This is a genomic window from Protofrankia sp. Cr2 (assembly GCF_963555885.1).
Classification (GTDB): domain Bacteria; phylum Actinomycetota; class Actinomycetes; order Frankiales; family Frankiaceae; genus Protofrankia.
Genome location: NZ_CAUVXG010000075.1, coordinates 4,882 through 20,554, shown reverse-complemented (window position 1 = coordinate 20,554; position 15,673 = coordinate 4,882). Strand labels below are relative to the sequence as shown.

Annotated in this window: 18 protein-coding genes and 1 tRNA gene; 13 read left to right on the top strand and 6 right to left on the bottom strand. The window is 68.1% G+C overall.

The features are described from left to right. On the bottom strand, positions 1 to 326 hold a 326-nt coding region (locus U9978_RS21975), incomplete at its 3' end, for a hypothetical protein (RefSeq protein WP_322763045.1). 818 nt (positions 327 to 1,144) lie between these two features. Between U9978_RS21975 and U9978_RS21970 the strand changes: the two genes are divergently transcribed. The 4 genes from U9978_RS21970 (at position 1,145) to U9978_RS21955 (ending at position 4,800) form a co-directional block, all read left to right on the top strand. Beyond that, positions 1,145 to 1,621, top strand: a complete 477-nt coding sequence (locus U9978_RS21970) for an ATP-binding protein (protein WP_322763044.1) — start codon at positions 1,145 to 1,147, stop codon at positions 1,619 to 1,621. A 157-nt stretch (positions 1,622 to 1,778) separates the two neighbouring features. Then, a complete protein-coding gene (locus U9978_RS21965; protein WP_322763043.1) occupies positions 1,779 to 2,741 on the top strand; it encodes a tellurite resistance TerB family protein in 963 nt (320 codons plus the stop codon). Positions 2,742 to 2,834: 93 nt separating this feature from the next. After that, positions 2,835 to 3,314 (top strand): NUDIX domain-containing protein, encoded by a 480-nt coding sequence (locus U9978_RS21960; protein WP_322763042.1) that lies wholly within the window; start codon positions 2,835 to 2,837, stop codon positions 3,312 to 3,314. A gap of 466 nt (positions 3,315 to 3,780) precedes the next feature. Further along, on the top strand, positions 3,781 to 4,800 hold the full coding sequence (locus U9978_RS21955) for a YbhN family protein (RefSeq protein WP_322763046.1): 1,020 nt from the start codon (positions 3,781 to 3,783) through the stop codon (positions 4,798 to 4,800). A 64-nt stretch (positions 4,801 to 4,864) separates the two neighbouring features. Here U9978_RS21955 and U9978_RS21950 read toward each other — a convergent pair whose 3' ends face one another. From U9978_RS21950 to U9978_RS21940, 3 genes are all read right to left on the bottom strand, one after another. Continuing rightward, complete coding sequence (locus U9978_RS21950; protein ID WP_322763041.1) at positions 4,865 to 6,337, bottom strand: catalase; 1,473 nt, start codon at positions 6,335 to 6,337, stop codon at positions 4,865 to 4,867. Positions 6,338 to 6,636: 299 nt separating this feature from the next. Continuing rightward, positions 6,637 to 7,284, bottom strand: a complete 648-nt coding sequence (locus U9978_RS21945; RefSeq protein WP_322763040.1) for a histidine phosphatase family protein — start codon at positions 7,282 to 7,284, stop codon at positions 6,637 to 6,639. Between the two features lie 12 nt (positions 7,285 to 7,296). After that, the gene (locus tag U9978_RS21940) at positions 7,297 to 7,695 is read right to left on the bottom strand and encodes a DUF3618 domain-containing protein (protein WP_322763039.1); all 399 of its coding nucleotides are present in this window, start codon (positions 7,693 to 7,695) and stop codon (positions 7,297 to 7,299) included. Positions 7,696 to 8,381: 686 nt separating this feature from the next. Between U9978_RS21940 and U9978_RS21935 the strand changes: the two genes are divergently transcribed. The 7 genes from U9978_RS21935 to U9978_RS21905 all read left to right on the top strand — a co-directional run bounded on the left by U9978_RS21935 (position 8,382) and on the right by U9978_RS21905 (position 13,530). Further along, complete coding sequence (locus tag U9978_RS21935; protein ID WP_322763038.1) at positions 8,382 to 9,104, top strand: hypothetical protein; 723 nt, start codon at positions 8,382 to 8,384, stop codon at positions 9,102 to 9,104. A gap of 156 nt (positions 9,105 to 9,260) precedes the next feature. After that, positions 9,261 to 9,932, top strand: a complete 672-nt coding sequence (locus tag U9978_RS21930; RefSeq protein WP_322763037.1) for an SCO family protein — start codon at positions 9,261 to 9,263, stop codon at positions 9,930 to 9,932. A gap of 68 nt (positions 9,933 to 10,000) precedes the next feature. Beyond that, entirely contained in the window at positions 10,001 to 10,624 is a 624-nt protein-coding gene (locus U9978_RS21925; protein WP_322763036.1) for a MauE/DoxX family redox-associated membrane protein, read from the top strand. Then, positions 10,624 to 11,397, top strand: a complete 774-nt coding sequence (locus tag U9978_RS21920) for a DsbA family protein (RefSeq protein WP_322763035.1) — start codon at positions 10,624 to 10,626, stop codon at positions 11,395 to 11,397. Before U9978_RS21925 ends, U9978_RS21920 begins: the two co-directional genes overlap by 1 nt. Positions 11,398 to 11,546: 149 nt before the next feature. Beyond that, positions 11,547 to 12,713 (top strand): class I SAM-dependent methyltransferase, encoded by a 1,167-nt coding sequence (locus tag U9978_RS21915; RefSeq protein WP_322763034.1) that lies wholly within the window; start codon positions 11,547 to 11,549, stop codon positions 12,711 to 12,713. A gap of 10 nt (positions 12,714 to 12,723) precedes the next feature. Then, positions 12,724 to 13,212, top strand: coding sequence for a thioredoxin-dependent thiol peroxidase (bcp, locus tag U9978_RS21910; RefSeq protein ID WP_322763033.1), 489 nt, complete (start codon positions 12,724 to 12,726; stop codon positions 13,210 to 13,212). A gap of 237 nt (positions 13,213 to 13,449) precedes the next feature. Then, positions 13,450 to 13,530: transfer RNA gene (locus U9978_RS21905), tRNA-Leu, on the top strand. A gap of 206 nt (positions 13,531 to 13,736) precedes the next feature. Here the strand turns inward: U9978_RS21905 and U9978_RS21900 are convergent. After that, on the bottom strand, positions 13,737 to 14,009 hold the full coding sequence (locus U9978_RS21900; protein ID WP_322763032.1) for a type II toxin-antitoxin system RelE/ParE family toxin: 273 nt from the start codon (positions 14,007 to 14,009) through the stop codon (positions 13,737 to 13,739). 34 nt (positions 14,010 to 14,043) lie between these two features. Beyond that, positions 14,044 to 14,214: a hypothetical protein gene (locus U9978_RS21895; RefSeq protein ID WP_322763031.1), complete on the bottom strand. Its 171-nt coding sequence runs from the start codon at positions 14,212 to 14,214 to the stop codon at positions 14,044 to 14,046. A gap of 602 nt (positions 14,215 to 14,816) precedes the next feature. Between U9978_RS21895 and U9978_RS21890 the strand changes: the two genes are divergently transcribed. Next, positions 14,817 to 15,377, top strand: a complete 561-nt coding sequence (locus tag U9978_RS21890) for a hypothetical protein (protein WP_322763030.1) — start codon at positions 14,817 to 14,819, stop codon at positions 15,375 to 15,377. After that, positions 15,374 to 15,673 (top strand): hypothetical protein (locus U9978_RS21885; RefSeq protein WP_322763029.1); only part of this gene is annotated, 300 nt, incomplete at its 3' end. The genes U9978_RS21890 and U9978_RS21885, both read left to right, overlap by 4 nt.

Sequence of the window (15,673 nt, the reverse complement as noted above, 5' to 3'; positions counted from 1 at the left end):
GCCCACGACCCCACGTCCGGGTAGGCCCCTGGCACCCGCGGCCATGCAGGGTCCCGGAACGGGCGCCTACCCGGTGTCAGCGACCGCCGGCAACCCGACGGGATGGATCCCGTCATCGACGGCGTCGCTGTCCACCGGGGCACATCGCATCCCACGCCCGCCGACGGGCCAGGCGGGAACGCCCACGCCGCAGGCGACCGGCCGGTTTCCAGCGGTACAGCCACATCCAGGGATGCAGCCACCTCCAGGGATGCAGCCGCCGCCACGGCCGCCGGCTGCACAGCAACCACCGGCTCCGCCGCAGCCACCGACCACGACACAATCACCTGGCCCGGCTCCCTACCCGATGCCACCGTCACCGCAGCAACGCTTCACCGGTCCGATCCAGCCGCTCGGGCGGGAGCAGCAGGCGCCCCGACAGCCCGCGCCGTGGAGCGGCAGCGAGCCGTCCAGGCAGCCGTTGTACGGGCCAGCCATACCCGCGGCCCGGCCCGCGCCGGTGATTTCCGGGCCAATGGGGATCCCGCCCACCCGAACGCCCGCCCAACCCTTCCCAGCCGAACCGGCTGGCAACGGGATGGCCCAGCGCATGGCACCGTCGGGCACCGACCGCATGGCACCGTCGGGCACCGACCGCATGGCACCGTCGGGCACCGACCGGCGCGCCGCTGACCCCCAACAGCACCATCCGCGCTATCCGCATCCCGCTGCACCGCGTGCCGACGTTCCGTATTCAGCAAGCGCCCAACACTCTGAAACGCCACAACAGCACGGAACGCCACAACATCCACAGGCACAGCCGGGCCGCACCCCACACCCGGGATCAGCGTCTGACGGGACGAACGACGGCGAAGGCGGCCGCTGGCCCGGATACGGCAACATCCTCGACGGCATCGACGTGATCTAGCGGCGGTTGGCGCGGGGTAACAACCGCCGTTCCCCGAGGTGCGTACCGCCCGATCACGCGCAAGGGTGGAGCTGTGTTCGCCAGACAGCCGACAGTCAGTGACAAGACCATGCCAACAAGGTTTGAATGCTGACGGCGGGTGGCATGAAGGCGACAGTGGCGGGCTGGTAGCGATGTTCGGACACATCGTGATGTTCGACGGCGTGCCCGTCGGCAGTGACCGGTGGAGGGTGAGGCGTGGCCGAAACTCTTACCGCACGCTTCGATCTACCTGCCAACGCCCGCGCCGCGGGGCGGGCACGGCGTCTTGTCAACGAACTGCTGGCCACCTGGGGCCGCGAGGAGGACGCCGAGATCGCCCGCCTCCTGGTCAGTGAGGTCGTCACCAACGCCGTCCGCTATGCCCGGTGCAACGATCCGGTGCGCGTCCAGATTGTCGCGCAGAACGGCCGGGTACGAATCGCGGTAGGTGACGGCAGCGCGATCCGCCCGATCGTGCGGACGGTGTGCGACGACGACGAGTCCGGCCGCGGGATGCATCTGGTGGCGGCTCTGGCCAGCGAGTGGGGCGTGATCGACAAGCCAGCCGACGACAGCCCCGGCAAACACGTGTGGTTCGAGCTGGCCGCGCCGGTGCCGGTGCCGGTCCATATTCCCGTCAGCGCCACACCGCCGGCAACGATCGGGAGCTGCCAACCTGAGTTGCTCCATTGACTGGTTCTTCCAGCGTCTTTGCGCCGGGCATGGGCTGGCCGGCATGGGCTGGCCGGCATGGGCAACCACAGTGGACGGGTGGATGATGAGACGGCGTCAGCGCCCACCTCGTGGCGTAGCGTCAGCGGCAGTATGAGGTCACCGACAGGGAGTCGCCATGCCCGTTCCCACGGATGCCCGGCTGGACGTGCGGATCCTGCTCAGTACGGGTGACCATCTTGTGGCGGTATACCTGCCAGCCGCATCGGCCCACGTGCTGCCCGGCGGAACCGTCGAACCCGGTGAAGGCGTCGGCGCGGCTGCAGCCCGGCACCTGTGCGTACTGGTCGGCGGCAACCAGGCTACGCACACGCCGCCTACATCCACGGCCATGCCTGCATCCACGACGTTACCCGCCTTCGTGGGCTGCGTCGAACACGCAGCCGGGCCAGCTGACGACTACACGATCACGATGTTGTTTTCGGCCGACATCCCGGCCGGCACGGACATACCCGCCACTTATCTGGGCGCACCGCTCGTCGCGCTGCCCCTCGGAAGCCTCGATGAGCGATCCTTGACTCCGCCGGCGGTCGCCGCTACGGCGATCCGCTGGCTGGAGGACCCCTGGCCGACGTGGCGTGGCCTACCGGTGTCCGAAGCCGAGCCGTGGTGGAACCATCTGCGTGAGTCCGCACAGTCCTTGCGTGCCCAACTGGATGCTCGCCGACACGAACTCGACGACACGTCCTTCCGGGACGCCGCCGTCGCCATGTGCGCACTCGTCGCCGCCGCCGACGGCACCATCGACGCGCGGGAGCGGGACGCGATGGCGACCATCGTCACCACCGACCGGGTCCTGAGCGCATTTCCACCAGACGAGCTGCTCGCGCTGTTCGACGCGCACGTGGCCGCGTTTCGCACGGATGCCGGCGAGGCCAGGTCCGCGGCGCTCCGCGAGATCGCCAAGGTGCGCGGGCGCAGAGTACGAGCGCGCTCGGTCGTCCAGTTCGGAGCGGTGATCGGACACGCTGACGGCACTTTCGACCCGGCCGAGCGAACCGCTGTCCGACAGGCGATCGATGTTCTCGGACTCGATCCGACAACCCTCGCAGTCCAAGCAGTCCAGGCCCACCGTCCCTGAGCACCCCCGACCACAACAGACCACAACAGACCACCGATCACCCCTGGCCACCACCGACCGCTCCCGACAACCGAAGAAAGGCGGGCCGACCCGGTGGACACCGTCACGGCAGCCATGTCCGCGCCCAGCACGTCCAGCACATCGGTGGTGTTGAGCGCACGCATGCTCTTCACGACCGGCGAGCGGATCATCGTCGCCAACCGCCGAGGGCAGGCATGGTGCACCCTGCCCGGCGGGAACGTGAAGCCGGGCGAGCGCGTGGAGCAGGCGCTGCGCCGCAAGATCCGGACGGAGACCGGCATGGCAGCGCGCACCCTCGACTTCGTGGGATGCGTGGAGCACTCGTTCGTCGAGGCCGGTCAGGCGTGGCATGAGTTGAACATGGTGTTCGCGTCCACCCTGTCACCGTTCGCGGACATCGTCAGCCGGGAGGAGGCCATCGACCTGGGCTCGCTGGCCGTGGCCGACCTCGACGCCTTCGAATTCCGACCCGCGCACCTGCGGACAGCCATCATGAACTGGCTGAGCACCCACCGTCCAGGCTGGTACGGCCCGGAAAGCCGGGCACTCTAACGCGGATACCGACCGGCCACGCGGATCTGTCCCGGTCCGGCCCTATCCTCGGATGCCTGCATTCGGTCCGCGGGCGTTCAGATTTCCGGGTGGATCAGGTCGCAGCGCGGATCCGTATCTGCCGCCTCCGTATCGGGTCAGACACCGGTCACGATCAGCCATGGTGACGAACCCCACTTGTGTGACAGCCGGGACGCGGCCGATCCCATTACGTTCCCACTCAAACCGGCTATGTAGCCGGTGGTTATCACGCCATCCACCGGGACGCCTCAATAAAGATCTGTCCACAGGATGTACGTTGTTCAGCATCCGTTATGAATCTCGATCTACCGTTGACGCCATGACGCCCGAGTGGGCAGCCTCCGAAAGAGCAGCCCCGGCAACAACTGCAGCTGACGATACCGCCGTCGTGCTACCGCCAGTCGCGATACCCCACCAACGCACCACGCACCCATTAGTGCGGGAAATGCCCGGCGAGTGCACGGCACATCCGCTTACGCTGACAGGAATCCGTTGGCCGCGCGCTCGCGCGGGATGGCTGCGCCGGCCCTGGGCCCTGATCGGGTTTTCCATCGCCGTCCCGATGACGCTGCTCCTAGTGATCAGGTTTCGGACCGAGGTAACCGCCAAGCTGTCGACCGTCCCGGCTCCCACCTGGCCCTGGCTCGTGGTGTGCGGGCTCGCCTCCGCCCTGTTTTTTCTGGCCAATGCACTCGCTCTGCGCGCGGCCAGCGGGCTGCCGCTACGGCTGCCGACAGCGGCGGGGGTCCAGCTCGCGGCTGCGGCTGCAAACCGGGTACTGCCGGCGGGCCTCGGGGCGATCGCGGTGAACGTCCATTATCTGGAACGCCAGCACCTCACCCGGTCGGCCGGGTTGAGTGCCGTCGCCGCCGTGAAGGTCGCCGTCGCACTCGCGCACGTCGCCGGAATCGTGCTCGTCGCCGGCCTGGCCGGCGGTCGGGTGCCCGGAAACCCGATGAGCACGCCCATCGGGTCGATCGCGGGGCACCTCGGATCCGGCCCAGCCCTGGCATGCATTGCCGGCTGTCTGCTCGCCTGCGTCGCGGTCGGCGGGCACCCCCGGGTCCGCGCCCGGTTGGTGCCCCCGCTGACGGCCGCGGGCCGGCATCTTCTGCTGCTCGCCCGGTCACCTCAACGGACGGCGATCCTACTCGTCTCCGCCGCCGGCACCAAGATCACACAAATCGTGGCCTTGGCTTCGTGCGTCTGGGCGTTCAACGGTTCGGGGTCGTTGCTGTCCATCGCCACCATCTACCTCATCGGTGCAGCAGTGGCCGGAGCCGTGCCGACAGCCGGCAACGTCGGGGCACTCGAACCGGCCCTCGCCCTCGGCCTCACCGCCGCCGGGGGCGAAGCCGCGTCCATGCTCGCCGCCGTTCTCGTGTACAGGCTGATCAGCTACTGGCTTCCGGTGCTGCCCGGAGTCGCGACGCTGACCACCCTGCGCCGTCGCAACGTGCTGTAGTGCCCGTACTACCTTCAGAGCGCCCGGCAATAGGGGCGTGGATGTTGTGGCCGGCGCCGGTGGGTCAGCCGACGCCCAGCCCCTTGGCGACCCGCGCGCCGAGGTCCGGATCGACCTGGCGCCAGTACTCGACGACACGCCGCTGGACGTCGGCCTGAACATCCTGGGACGCATGCCCGACGATATTGCCCACCAAGTGGTCGCGGTCGGTGTCGGACATCACGTCTCGGTACAGCGTGCCCGCCTGGCCGACGTCGTCATCGTCCCGCCGCAGCGTGTACGCCGACCGGACGAATTCGCCGTCGGCCTCCCACACGGCGTCGTCGGCGTACCGGGCCGCGTCGGCCCTGGGGCCGCCGTAGCTGTTCGGCGCGTACACCGGGTCACGGGACGGCTCATAACGCATTGCGCCGTCCTTGTTATAGGAGTTGACCGGCGACTTCGGACGGTTGATCGGTAGCTGGAGGTAGTTCGGACCAATCCGGTGACGATGTGTGTCCGGGTAGGAGAACAGCCGGCCGAGCAGCATCTTGTCCGGGCTCGGGCCGATCCCCGGCACCATGTTCGCCGGTTCGAACGACGCCTGCTCCACCTCGGTGAAGTAATCGCCGGGATTGCGATTCAGCACCATGCGTCCGATCGTGATCGGCGGGTAGTCCGCGTGTGGCCAGACCTTGGTCAGGTCGAACGGGTTGAAACGGTAGGTGGCGGCAGCCGCGAACGGCATGATCTGGATTTCCAGCCGCCAGGACGGATAGTCACCGGCATCTACAGCCGATGCGAGATCGCGGATGTGATAGTCGGGATCGATCGACACCGTCGCCTTCGCCTCGGCGTCGGTGAAGGTGTCGATACCCTGCTCGGTCTTGAAGTGGTACTTCACCCAGAACCGTTCACGTGCCGCGTTCACCCACATGAACGTGTGGCTGCCGTAACCGTTCATGTTGCGCCAGGACCGCGGCGTCCCTCGGTCACTCATCAGGATCAACACCTGGTGGGCGGACTCGGGTGACAGCGTCCAGAAATCCCACTGCATGTTGTTGTCCCGCAGGTGGTTGTCGGCACGCCGCTTCTGTGAGTGGATGAAGTCCTGGAATTTACTCGGGTCGCGTACGAAGAAGATCGGCGTGTTGTTGCCGACCAGGTCGTAATTACCCTCCTCGGTGTAGAATTTGATCGCGAAGCCACGCGGGTCACGAACCGTGTCAGCGCTGCCGAGCTCCCCCGCCACCGTGGAGAAGCGGACGAACACGTCCGTACGCCTACCCACCTCGGCGAGGAACGCAGCCTTCGTGTAAGGGGTGACGTCCGCGGTCACCTCGAAGTAACCGTGCGCACCACCCCCCTTGGCATGGACGACCCGCTCGGGCACCCGCTCCCGGTTGAACTGCGCCATCTTCTGGACCAGGTAGTGGTCCTGGAGCAACAGCGGGCCGTCGGGGCCGACGGACAGCGAGTGCTCGTCGCTGGCGGCCGGGATCCCCGCATCAGTCGTCGTCGCGGGTGTCAGGTTCGCAGGTGGTCCAGACTCAGTCATCGAGGCTCACTCCTGTCCAGTCGTCGTGGCGGCCCTGTTCGTTGGGGGCGAAGAAGGCCTACCCGCCGGAGGCCGCTGGATAATCCCGGATCCCGGATCCCGGATCCCGGATCGCGAACCGCGAAGCAGATCGCCTAAGAGCGCCCGGCAATAGGGGCGTGGATCAAGGAGCGGGGCTGGGGCGCGTAGATCGCGAGGCGGAGGAGGGAGACACCGGAGGTTGTGGGTGTCGACCGACGACAACGTGGCGAGGTGCGCGCCCCGGCCCCGCAACGCCGCGTCCCCTATTGCCGGTCGCTCTAAGCCGGCTCGTTCAGCCGCAGGAGCGCACGCGTCTCGTGCTCATGCCCGAGGATGGACAGCCCACCAGCGTCCAGCACGAACCGGGCGCCGAGAACCGGATCGAGCTCCAGCCAGCGCGCGACCAGCACCCGCAGCATGTGGCCGTGCCCGATCAGGGCTACGTCACCCCGTGCCAGGTACGACACGACGCGTTCGATCACCGCATCAGCGCGGCCGCCGACCTGGGCAGGGGTCTCACCTTCGTGGGTGGGCCCGGTCCACACCGTCCAACCTGGCATTGATCGGCGGATGTCAGGCGTCGTGACGCCCTCGAACTCTCCGTAATTCCACTCGGCGAGATCGTCCCAGACCTCGAACCGCGCCACCCCTGCACCGGCGTCAACCCGGTCGCCTGCGTCAACCCGGCGACCGGGGTCAGCCGAACGGGTCAGACCGGCGAGTTCGGCGGTCCGCAGAGCACGTTGCCTCGGACTCGCCGCGACCAGCACGAAGGACCAGGCGGCGAGCCTGTCCGCGAGTCGGGCGGCCTGCTTCTCCCCAGCCGGGGTGAGTGGCACGTCCGTGACACCGGTGTGCCGACCGGATCGGCTCCACCCGGTCTCGCCATGGCGGAGCAGCACGAGCCGACCTGACGGAACGACCATTGCCGGCAACTGTCACGCGGTTCGACGACGACGACGGCGACGGCGACGACCGGCACCGACAGCCAGGAGCAGGACGGTCCCGGCTATGAGGACCCGATCCCACCGAACGGTGCGTCGCAGGCCGTATCCCGAACCGGTATCACCGGCAAGGAGCTGCCCGTCTGGTGACGCGCCGACGGCGGAAGCCTCCCCACCCTCCCCGTCGAAGCCCGCGGTGATCGCATCCGGCCCGGCAAAGCTACCGGAGATCACCTTCTGGCGAAGTTCAGCCACCCGGCCCCTGATCTGCTCACCGGTCCGCTCGACGACCCTTCTGGGACTCACGAGCTCGGCAATCGCGTCCAGGGTCACCGTCAGCTCGGCACGGGTGTTCTCGATCTGCTGCTGGATGGCAGCCGGGTCCTGCGGCACCGATGTCGCCCTTTCCTCCGCGCGATGACTGCCTACCTGGCATTTTGCCCCGTCAGCCCCGTCAGCCCCGTCAGCCGGGAACCTTTGGAACCGTGAGACGCTCGAATACCTGGCAACACTGTGGCCTACCTGAAAAGCCACTGCCGCTGCCACTGTCTGGAAACACTGTGACAGCCATGACCTCCCGGGTCGACGTTAAGAGCGCCCGGCAATAGGGGACGCGGCGTCGCGGGGCTGGGGCATGCATCTCGCCACATCGCTACCCGTCCATCGCTTCGCGAGGCACGGGTACCCCGGCTCGTCGGTCGACACCCACGACCTCCGGTGCCTCCCTCCGCCGCCTCGCGATCTACGCACCCCAGCCCCGCTCCTTCATCCACGCCCCTATTGCCGGGCGCTCCAAGGATCCGGTGGTCTCCGGCAGGGCGATCGTCGGGGACCGCCGGATCGCGAAGCAGGGCGGCGCCTGGCCCGCAGCGCTGCCGAGGATCGTGCCAGAACGGGCACACGAGCGCGAGGCGAAACGACGGTGAGCGGCACAGCTCACCGGCGCTGCCTGGACCGGTGAAGACCGCGGCCCACACGCCGGTGTTTACCCTGGTCGGGTGAGCTGCCAACGATGTCTGCGCTGGCAGCGACGGCGGCCGGGCTATGCGGTTCGCCCGGGTCTGTCCGCCGCGAGCACGATGTGGCGCGGACCATTCGGGCTGGGCGTCCGGTTCGCCGTGCCGTCCGTCACGCTGGCGATGCTCGCCCACCTACCGTCGACCGGGCCGAAGCCCGGTCTCGCTCCGATCCTCTTCATCACGGTTGGCCTGATCGCGGTCGCCGCGGGCCTCACCGCCGGCGGGCGCCCCGGGCGCGCTGGACGCGCTGGGCTCGACGGCCCGGTGGGGTACGCGGTGGCGGTCCTGACCCAGGCGGGCTTGCACGGGATCCTCGCAATCTCCGCCTCGCCGCGACCATCCCACTCGTCTCTGGCCGCCCGCGTGCTCTGTCACCCACCCGGCGCACGTGGCGACACTCTCGCCCGCCTGGGACACTCGAGTGCGGGCATTGCCAGCAATACTCCCGGCAACGCCGCCGGGAGCGTCCCCGTCACCATCCATGGCGCCGGGTGGACGCCTGACGCACGGGGCCTGATCGTGCTCACCGCCCACATGCTGGCCGCGGCGGGAGTGCTGTGGTGGCTGCGGCACGGCACAGCCGCGGCCCGCGCCGTCATACGTCTGTTGTCCAGCCGCCTGTGCCCACTCGTCGCGCCGGTCACGATCATCCGCCCGAGCCGCGGCCTGCCCCTTGTCCGCCGGCACCCGTCCTGGCTGCGCATGATCTGTCTGCGTTACACCCTGGCGCGGCGCGGACCACCGCGCCGGCCCGCCTTCGCCGCCGTGCCCGCGGCATTCTGACCGTCGGTCATGCCACGTTCGCGCCGAGCCCTCAGGCGATCTCACACACACCATCCGGCGTGGGCCATGCCTGCCGGCTCGATCGTCCGCCGGCCCGGTCGTTCCCACTATCGGTCGTTCCCGTTTTCATACGGCTCCCGCTCACTACGAGGAGTTATGCCAACATCCTTTCCGTTCGCGCGTCGACCACGCCTACTGGCCGCCGTGCCGCTGACCGCGCTTGTGCTCGTCGCTGCCGGCTGCTCCGCAGGTAGCGAGTCAGCGGTCACCATCATGGACGACTCCGGGACGTCCACAGGGCTGCGTGGAACAGCGGTCCCACAGCCGATCGACAAGCCGGCCATGAACCTGACAGACACCGCCGGAGCCCCGTTCGACCTGCGCTCGCGGACGGCGGGGAAGGTCACACTGGTGTTCTTCGGCTATACCCACTGCCCGGACGTCTGCCCGACGACGATGGCTGACATCGCGGCGGCGCTCAACGTGGTGCCGACCGCGGTACGCGCACAGGTTGCAACGGTATTCGTCACCACTGACCCCGACCGCGACACCGGCGGCGTACTCCATCAATGGCTGAACCAGTTCGACCCGTCCTTCATGGGCGTCCGCGGCACGCTGGCGCAGGTGCACGCGCAGGCCGACGCTCTCGGTATCCCGCTCGAGGAGCCGGTCCGCCAGCCAGATGGCAGCTATACCGTTACGCATGGCACGCAAGTCATGGCATTCACCAAGGACGACAAGGCGACGGTCTTGTATCTGGCCGGAACCCAGGTTGCCGACTATGTCCACGACCTGCCGGTCCTGATCAACACCAGAAAGACTACGTGACCCCATGAAACACGTGACCCCGTGAAACACGTGACCTCGTGAAAAGGGAACGGACAGCGGACAGCCCTGTGAACATTCCGGGCGTTGACCTGTCAGACACCGACGTTCCCGGTGCCGTTCCCGGCGACGTTCCCGGTGCCGTTCCCGGCGACGTTCCCGGTGCCGTTCCCGGTGCCGCCACGGCCGTCTGGAGGCCGCTTCAGGCGTGGGTTACCGGCCCGCGGATGGCGCGGATCCTCGCGACCGTGCTGCGGTTCAGTCTGGCCGCGATCTGGCTCGCCGCCGGCATCCTCAAGATCGGTGATCCGCAGGGAATGGTACGGTCGGTCCGGGCATTCCGCATTCTGCCTGAACCGTTCATCCATCCGGTCGCGTACGCCGTCCCGTTTGTGGAGATCGCGCTCGGCCTACTGCTGCTCGTCGGCCTGGCCGTGCGGGTGGGAGCTGTCGTGTCCACCCTGCTACTCGCCACCTACATCGCAGCGATCACGGCCGCGGCAGCACGTGGCCTGCACATCGAATGCGGCTGCTTCTCAGCCGGCGGCAACCTGACCGCGGACGCGCCCACCCACTACACCGAAGAAATCGTGCGGGACAGCCTGCTCCTCGTCGCGAGCGGCCTGCTGGTGCGCTGGCCGCACAGCGTGCTGACGCTGGACCGTCTCCTCGACCGACCGTTCCAGGAGAATTGATGAACCCCACTTCAGGCAAGGACGGGCCGAAAGACGCCCCAGCCGGACGGCGGCCTGCGGGTCGCGATGAGGCCCGGCGCGAGAAGGCCGCCACGGCCCGAGCCGCCGAAGCCGCGCATGCGCGGCGGCGCCAGCGCATCATCATTGCGTCGGTTGCCGTGGCTGTGCTCGCGCTGGTCGGCGTGATCGGCTTCGCCGTCCAAAGCAGTCGGACGGGCGCCACACCCGTCGTGCTGCCGGCGAACGCGACCGGGAGCGACAACGGGATCGTCGTCGGAAAGGCGACCGCTCCGGTCACCGTCGACTTCTACGAGGACTTCCAGTGCCCCATCTGCGAGAATCTCGAAACATCGCTCGGCCCCACCGTCCAGCAGCTGATTGACGCCGGAGAAATCAAGGCCGTCTATCACATGATGTCCTTTCTTGGGCAGGAGTCCGTCCGAGCCGCGAACGCCGCCGCCGCCGCCGCCCAGGAAAACAAGTTCAAAGAATACCACGACGTTCTCTACGCCAATCAGCCACCCGAGAAAACCGGCGGCTTCACCAACACCACATTGACCGAACTCGGCGGCAGACTCGGACTGATCTCCGCGGCGTTCACCGACGCCGTGAACAACGGCACATACAACGGTTACGTCGCGAAGGTGGAGGATGATGCGTCCAAGCGCGGCGTGAACGGCACGCCGACCGTATTCGTCAACGGCACTCAGCTTGCCCCGCAGGCCCTGACGCCGGAGGGCTTCACAGCCGCGGTGACCGGTGCCACCCGGTAACAACGCCGCCCGGTGACAACGCGCCGCCGGTGCGGGTGCGGGTGCGGGGCGGCTGAGAGTCCCTGAGGGCCTCCGGGTGTGCGAAAAGAACCACCCTCGCACACCCTTTGGCCCGGCAGGCCACGGCCGCACGAGGTGAGATAACGGCTATGGACGCCGCCCAGTGGGACCGCCGGCACGCCGGAGCCGGTCTGCTCTGGACCGCCGAGCCGAACCCGACCGTGATCGAACAACTCGCCGACCTGCACCCGGGCCGAGCCCTCGATCTGGCCTGCGGGGTGGGCCGCAACGCGGTCTGGCTTGCCACCCAGGGCTGGCGGGTCACCGGTCTGGACTTCTCCGATGTCGCAATCCGCAAGGCACGGGAACTGTCCCGCCGGTTCGACGTGACGCCGGACTGGATCCACGCCGACGTCCTGGGCTGGACACCGAGGCCCAGGTCATACAACCTTGTCACTATCTGCTATCTTCACCTGCCACCCAGCGAGCGGCGTGCAGTTCTGTGTGATGCGGTGAACGCGATCATCCCGGGTGGAACGCTGCTGCTACTCGGGAACGACCGCGCCACCCCGCCGGGCGAACCCAGCGAACCGGATCATCTCGAACGACTCCTCGACGCCGACGAACTGCTGACGGACCTGGCCGACGGTCCCCCGCTACGGATCAGCCGAGCCGGCCGCATACCGAGCCCGCCTGACCGCGACAGCCGGAGCCGAACGGCTATGGACACGCTCGTGGTAGGGATCAGACCAGGCCCGACATCCACCCATCCGGCGCTCATCGAGCCGGTACCGGGAATGGCGACCGACGGCCAGCCCACCTTGCGGTCGCGGTCGCTGTCGCTGTCGGTCGGTGGGTTCGTAGTCGTCCACCGGATGCCCGATGTGGCGGAGCTGCGCCGGCTGCGCACCGCCGGCGGCCTGCCCGACCCCGGTCCCCGAGCCGCGGCGGACGCCCTCGCCGGCAGTCTGGCCGGGGTGTGTGTGGAGGCCGTGGACGAACCGGGCCGCGCGGTGGGTTGCGGCCGCATCGTCGGGGACGGCCGCACCTTCCTGGTCATCATGGACGTCGCGATCGACCCCATGGTCTTCGCCGACGCGGACGCCGACGCCGGAGTCGACCTTTCCGCATTGATCGTGAACGAGCTGCGCAGATGGGCTGCCGATCAGGTGGATCCGACTGCGTTCGTCGGTGTGGCGACAGTGGCGGGAGTCGAGCCGCTCGCCGTCCGTTCCACGCCGGCGAGCCGGCCACCCCAGCGTGCGCAAGGGCATTCTCAAGGGGGCGAGTTTGCGACAGGGCGGACGTCGGACTAACTTTCCGGCCATGACTGAGAGTGCCGCCGCTGCCCGTCTCACCCCTGGTGACACCGCCCCGGATTTCACCTTGCCCGACGCCGACGGCACGGATGTGTCGCTTGCTGCCTACCGGGGGCGAACGGTGGTCGTGTACTTCTACCCCGCGGCATCCACGCCCGGCTGCACTAAGCAGGCCTGCGACTTCCGGGACAGCCTCGCGCAGCTCAACGGCGCCGGGATCGACGTGCTGGGCATCTCCCCGGACAAGCCGGCGAAGCTGGCGAAGTTCCGTGACAACGAGGGGCTCACCTTCCCGTTGCTGTCCGACCCGGACCGCGCGACGCTCACGGCCTACGGCGCCTACGGCGAGAAGACGCTGTACGGCAAGAAGACCCTCGGTGTGATCCGGTCGACTTTCGTCGTGACCGCCGACGGAAAGATCGAAAAAGCGCTGTACAACGTCCGGGCGACCGGCCATGTCGCCAAACTCATCCGCGATCTCGACCTGGCCGACTGACCCGTACCGACACCCGCGGGAGGCCCTCACGTACCCGCTGGAGTCACCCGCCCGCGAGCACCGGGGTCCCCTGGCCGTGCGGCGGCCGGGGGCGCAGGCTGGATATGAGAGGCCGTCAGGCGCATCGCCAGATCCAGGGCGCCTTCCACGCCTCTGTCGCAGGTGACCGCGATCCACGGGCGGGACCGCGGTCACCTGCGACAGCACGCGCCCGCCGATCGCTACTGTGGTACCTACGCGGGAGTGGCGGAATGGCAGACGCAGCAGACTTAGGATCTGCCGCCTTCGGGCGTGGGGGTTCAAGTCCCCCCTCCCGCACCGGTTGATCCGACGGTTCGCGGACCATGCGCGGCACAGAACCATCCACAAGATCGACACCATCCACAAGATCGGCGCGTGTTTGTCGTCAGGTACGCATATCGGGCCAAAAAGCGTACCTAGCAACAAACACGCGCCGATCATGGCCTGGGCCGATGACACGCCCACCCCGTCGAACCCAAGCCGGACGGAGGACCCGCCAGCGGTCAACGGCGGTAGACGTCGCGGCGATGGCCGAGCTCCACAACCAGGACCACGAGCACGTCGTCCCACACTGTGTAGATCACCCGATAGTCGCCGACCCGGATACGCCAGTAACCCGGTTGGCCGACGATCGCCTTGCAGCCCACAGGCCGCGGCGTGTGCTCCAACGCGAGAATGACCTTGGTCAGCCGGTTCTGAACATCACGGGAAAGCTTCCGGAAGGCACGCTGGGCATGCGGGTCGATCTCGACCTTGTACGACTCAGCGCCCGCCACAGCGCCTTATCTTGCCGTTTGCGTACGACAGCCTTCATACCTGGTCGTCGTCGAGGTTGTCCGGATCGATCCCGAGCTCGGCCAGGAACGCCCGGAAGGGTATCGGGTCGCCGCCTTCGGCAAGCGCAGCATCAAGACACTGACGGTCGTATTCGTCCTCTTCGTCCGTCGTCTCGTACACTCTGTCGATCATCGGCTCGGACACGCGCTCACCTCCTTACATCACCATGCGCCTTGAGACGCGGGTCCAACACACCGCGATCCTAGATCGCAGTATCTCAGATCGCACAATCAAGGACCAGCGTGCCGACCCGCGACGGTGGCGGGGCGGAGCCCGCGGCAGGTGTAGAAGGCGCCGACGGCGGCGGGCGCGGCGGGCGCGGTGGCGCGCGGGCCTCGGGGACGGCGACCGGGCGCCGGCCGATGCGCCGTCGGCGTCCGCGGCAGCGTCGAGCAGGCCGACGACGCTGGGGACGTCGTTTGGGGACAGATAGTCGGCGAGGAACGCCTGAGAAGCCATATCGCCGAGCATCTCCCGGTGGCGGCCCAGCCAGTGGACGCTGGCGGCCACGTCTGGTGAGCCGATCTCCAGCTGGATGGCCAAAGCCGGCGGGTGTACGGCACCGCGTCCACTGCCCGGCCCTGCGCGGTGTGGAGCACCCCAAGCTGGGACGTGTTGGCGGCCGATGCGGCGAGCACGCCCGGGGCCGGGAAGGATCTCGATTTTCTGGCGCATTGTCGCTAGTTATGTCACAGTATGTTACCTTACACATAGGGTTGTGAGCGTGTGGTCGATGGTTGCTCTTGATGGTCAGTGCGGATGCGGGGAGGACCGTGGTGGGTGCCTGGGGTGTGCTGGAGTTGGACGGTGATCCGACTCCGGGTGATCCGGATGCGGTGCGGGCGATGGCCGTCCGGCTGCGAACCCAGGCTGAGCTCGCCGAGAGTGGCACCGCGCGGTTGCGGGCGATCGCGGGCAGTGGTGGTGACCTAGCGATGGCCGGCGACTACGCGTCCCTGTTCACTGAGGCGTTGGTGGAGTTACCCGACGGGTTGGCCCGGTTGGCTCGTGCCTACCGGGGCTGCGGGGATGCGCTGTTCGGCTTTGCGAACGGTCTGACCGAGGCGAAGATCCGGGCGGGGGTGGCGTTACGCCAGGGCCTGGACGCCGATGATCGTTATCGGGTGGCGTTGGGGGAGGTCCGGGCGTTGCTGCCCCCGGACCGGGAGTGGTTGTTGTGGCCGCGGGCGGAGCTGTCCGAGGGTTCGATCGGTGCGGCGACGGCGATGTGGGACGCGCAAGCGTGCGTTTCACCCGCGACCTGCTCGGGAACGTGGTCGAGACACGATCCGCGGACGCTGCGGTGACGACCTTTGCCTACGACCCGGCGGGACGGGTGACGCGGGCGACGAACACCGACGCCGACTGCACGCTTCAGCGGGACGCGCTGGGCCGGGTGCTGGCCGAGACGTGTAACGGTCGTACGGTGTCGTCGGCGTTCGACGTGCTCGGCCGACGGGTGCGGCGGGTGACGCCGTCCGGAGCGGAGAGCGTCTGGGCGTATGACCCGAACGACCTCCCGATCTCCCTGCACACCGCCGGTCGAACCCTGCGCTTCGCTCACGACGGCGCAGGCCGGGAGGTCAAGCGCCGCCTGGACACC

Bases quoted from the DNA above. Each gene is read 5' to 3' on its own strand.
- U9978_RS21965 (WP_322763043.1), top strand. From the start codon at position 1,779: ATGCCCGTTCCCACGGATGCCCGGCTGGACGTGCGGATCCTGCTCAGT.
- U9978_RS21930 (WP_322763037.1), top strand. From the start codon at position 9,261: ATGCCAACATCCTTTCCGTTCGCGCGTCGACCACGCCTACTGGCCGCC.
- U9978_RS21920 (WP_322763035.1), top strand. From the start codon at position 10,624: ATGAACCCCACTTCAGGCAAGGACGGGCCGAAAGACGCCCCAGCCGGA.
- U9978_RS21935 (WP_322763038.1), top strand. From the start codon at position 8,382: ATGTGGCGCGGACCATTCGGGCTGGGCGTCCGGTTCGCCGTGCCGTCC.
- U9978_RS21890 (WP_322763030.1), top strand. From the start codon at position 14,817: ATGGTCAGTGCGGATGCGGGGAGGACCGTGGTGGGTGCCTGGGGTGTG.
- U9978_RS21950 (WP_322763041.1), bottom strand. From the start codon at position 6,337: ATGACTGAGTCTGGACCACCTGCGAACCTGACACCCGCGACGACGACT.
- U9978_RS21955 (WP_322763046.1), top strand. From the start codon at position 3,781: ATGCCCGGCGAGTGCACGGCACATCCGCTTACGCTGACAGGAATCCGT.
- bcp (WP_322763033.1), top strand. From the start codon at position 12,724: ATGACTGAGAGTGCCGCCGCTGCCCGTCTCACCCCTGGTGACACCGCC.
- U9978_RS21915 (WP_322763034.1), top strand. From the start codon at position 11,547: ATGGACGCCGCCCAGTGGGACCGCCGGCACGCCGGAGCCGGTCTGCTC.
- U9978_RS21945 (WP_322763040.1), bottom strand. From the start codon at position 7,284: ATGGTCGTTCCGTCAGGTCGGCTCGTGCTGCTCCGCCATGGCGAGACC.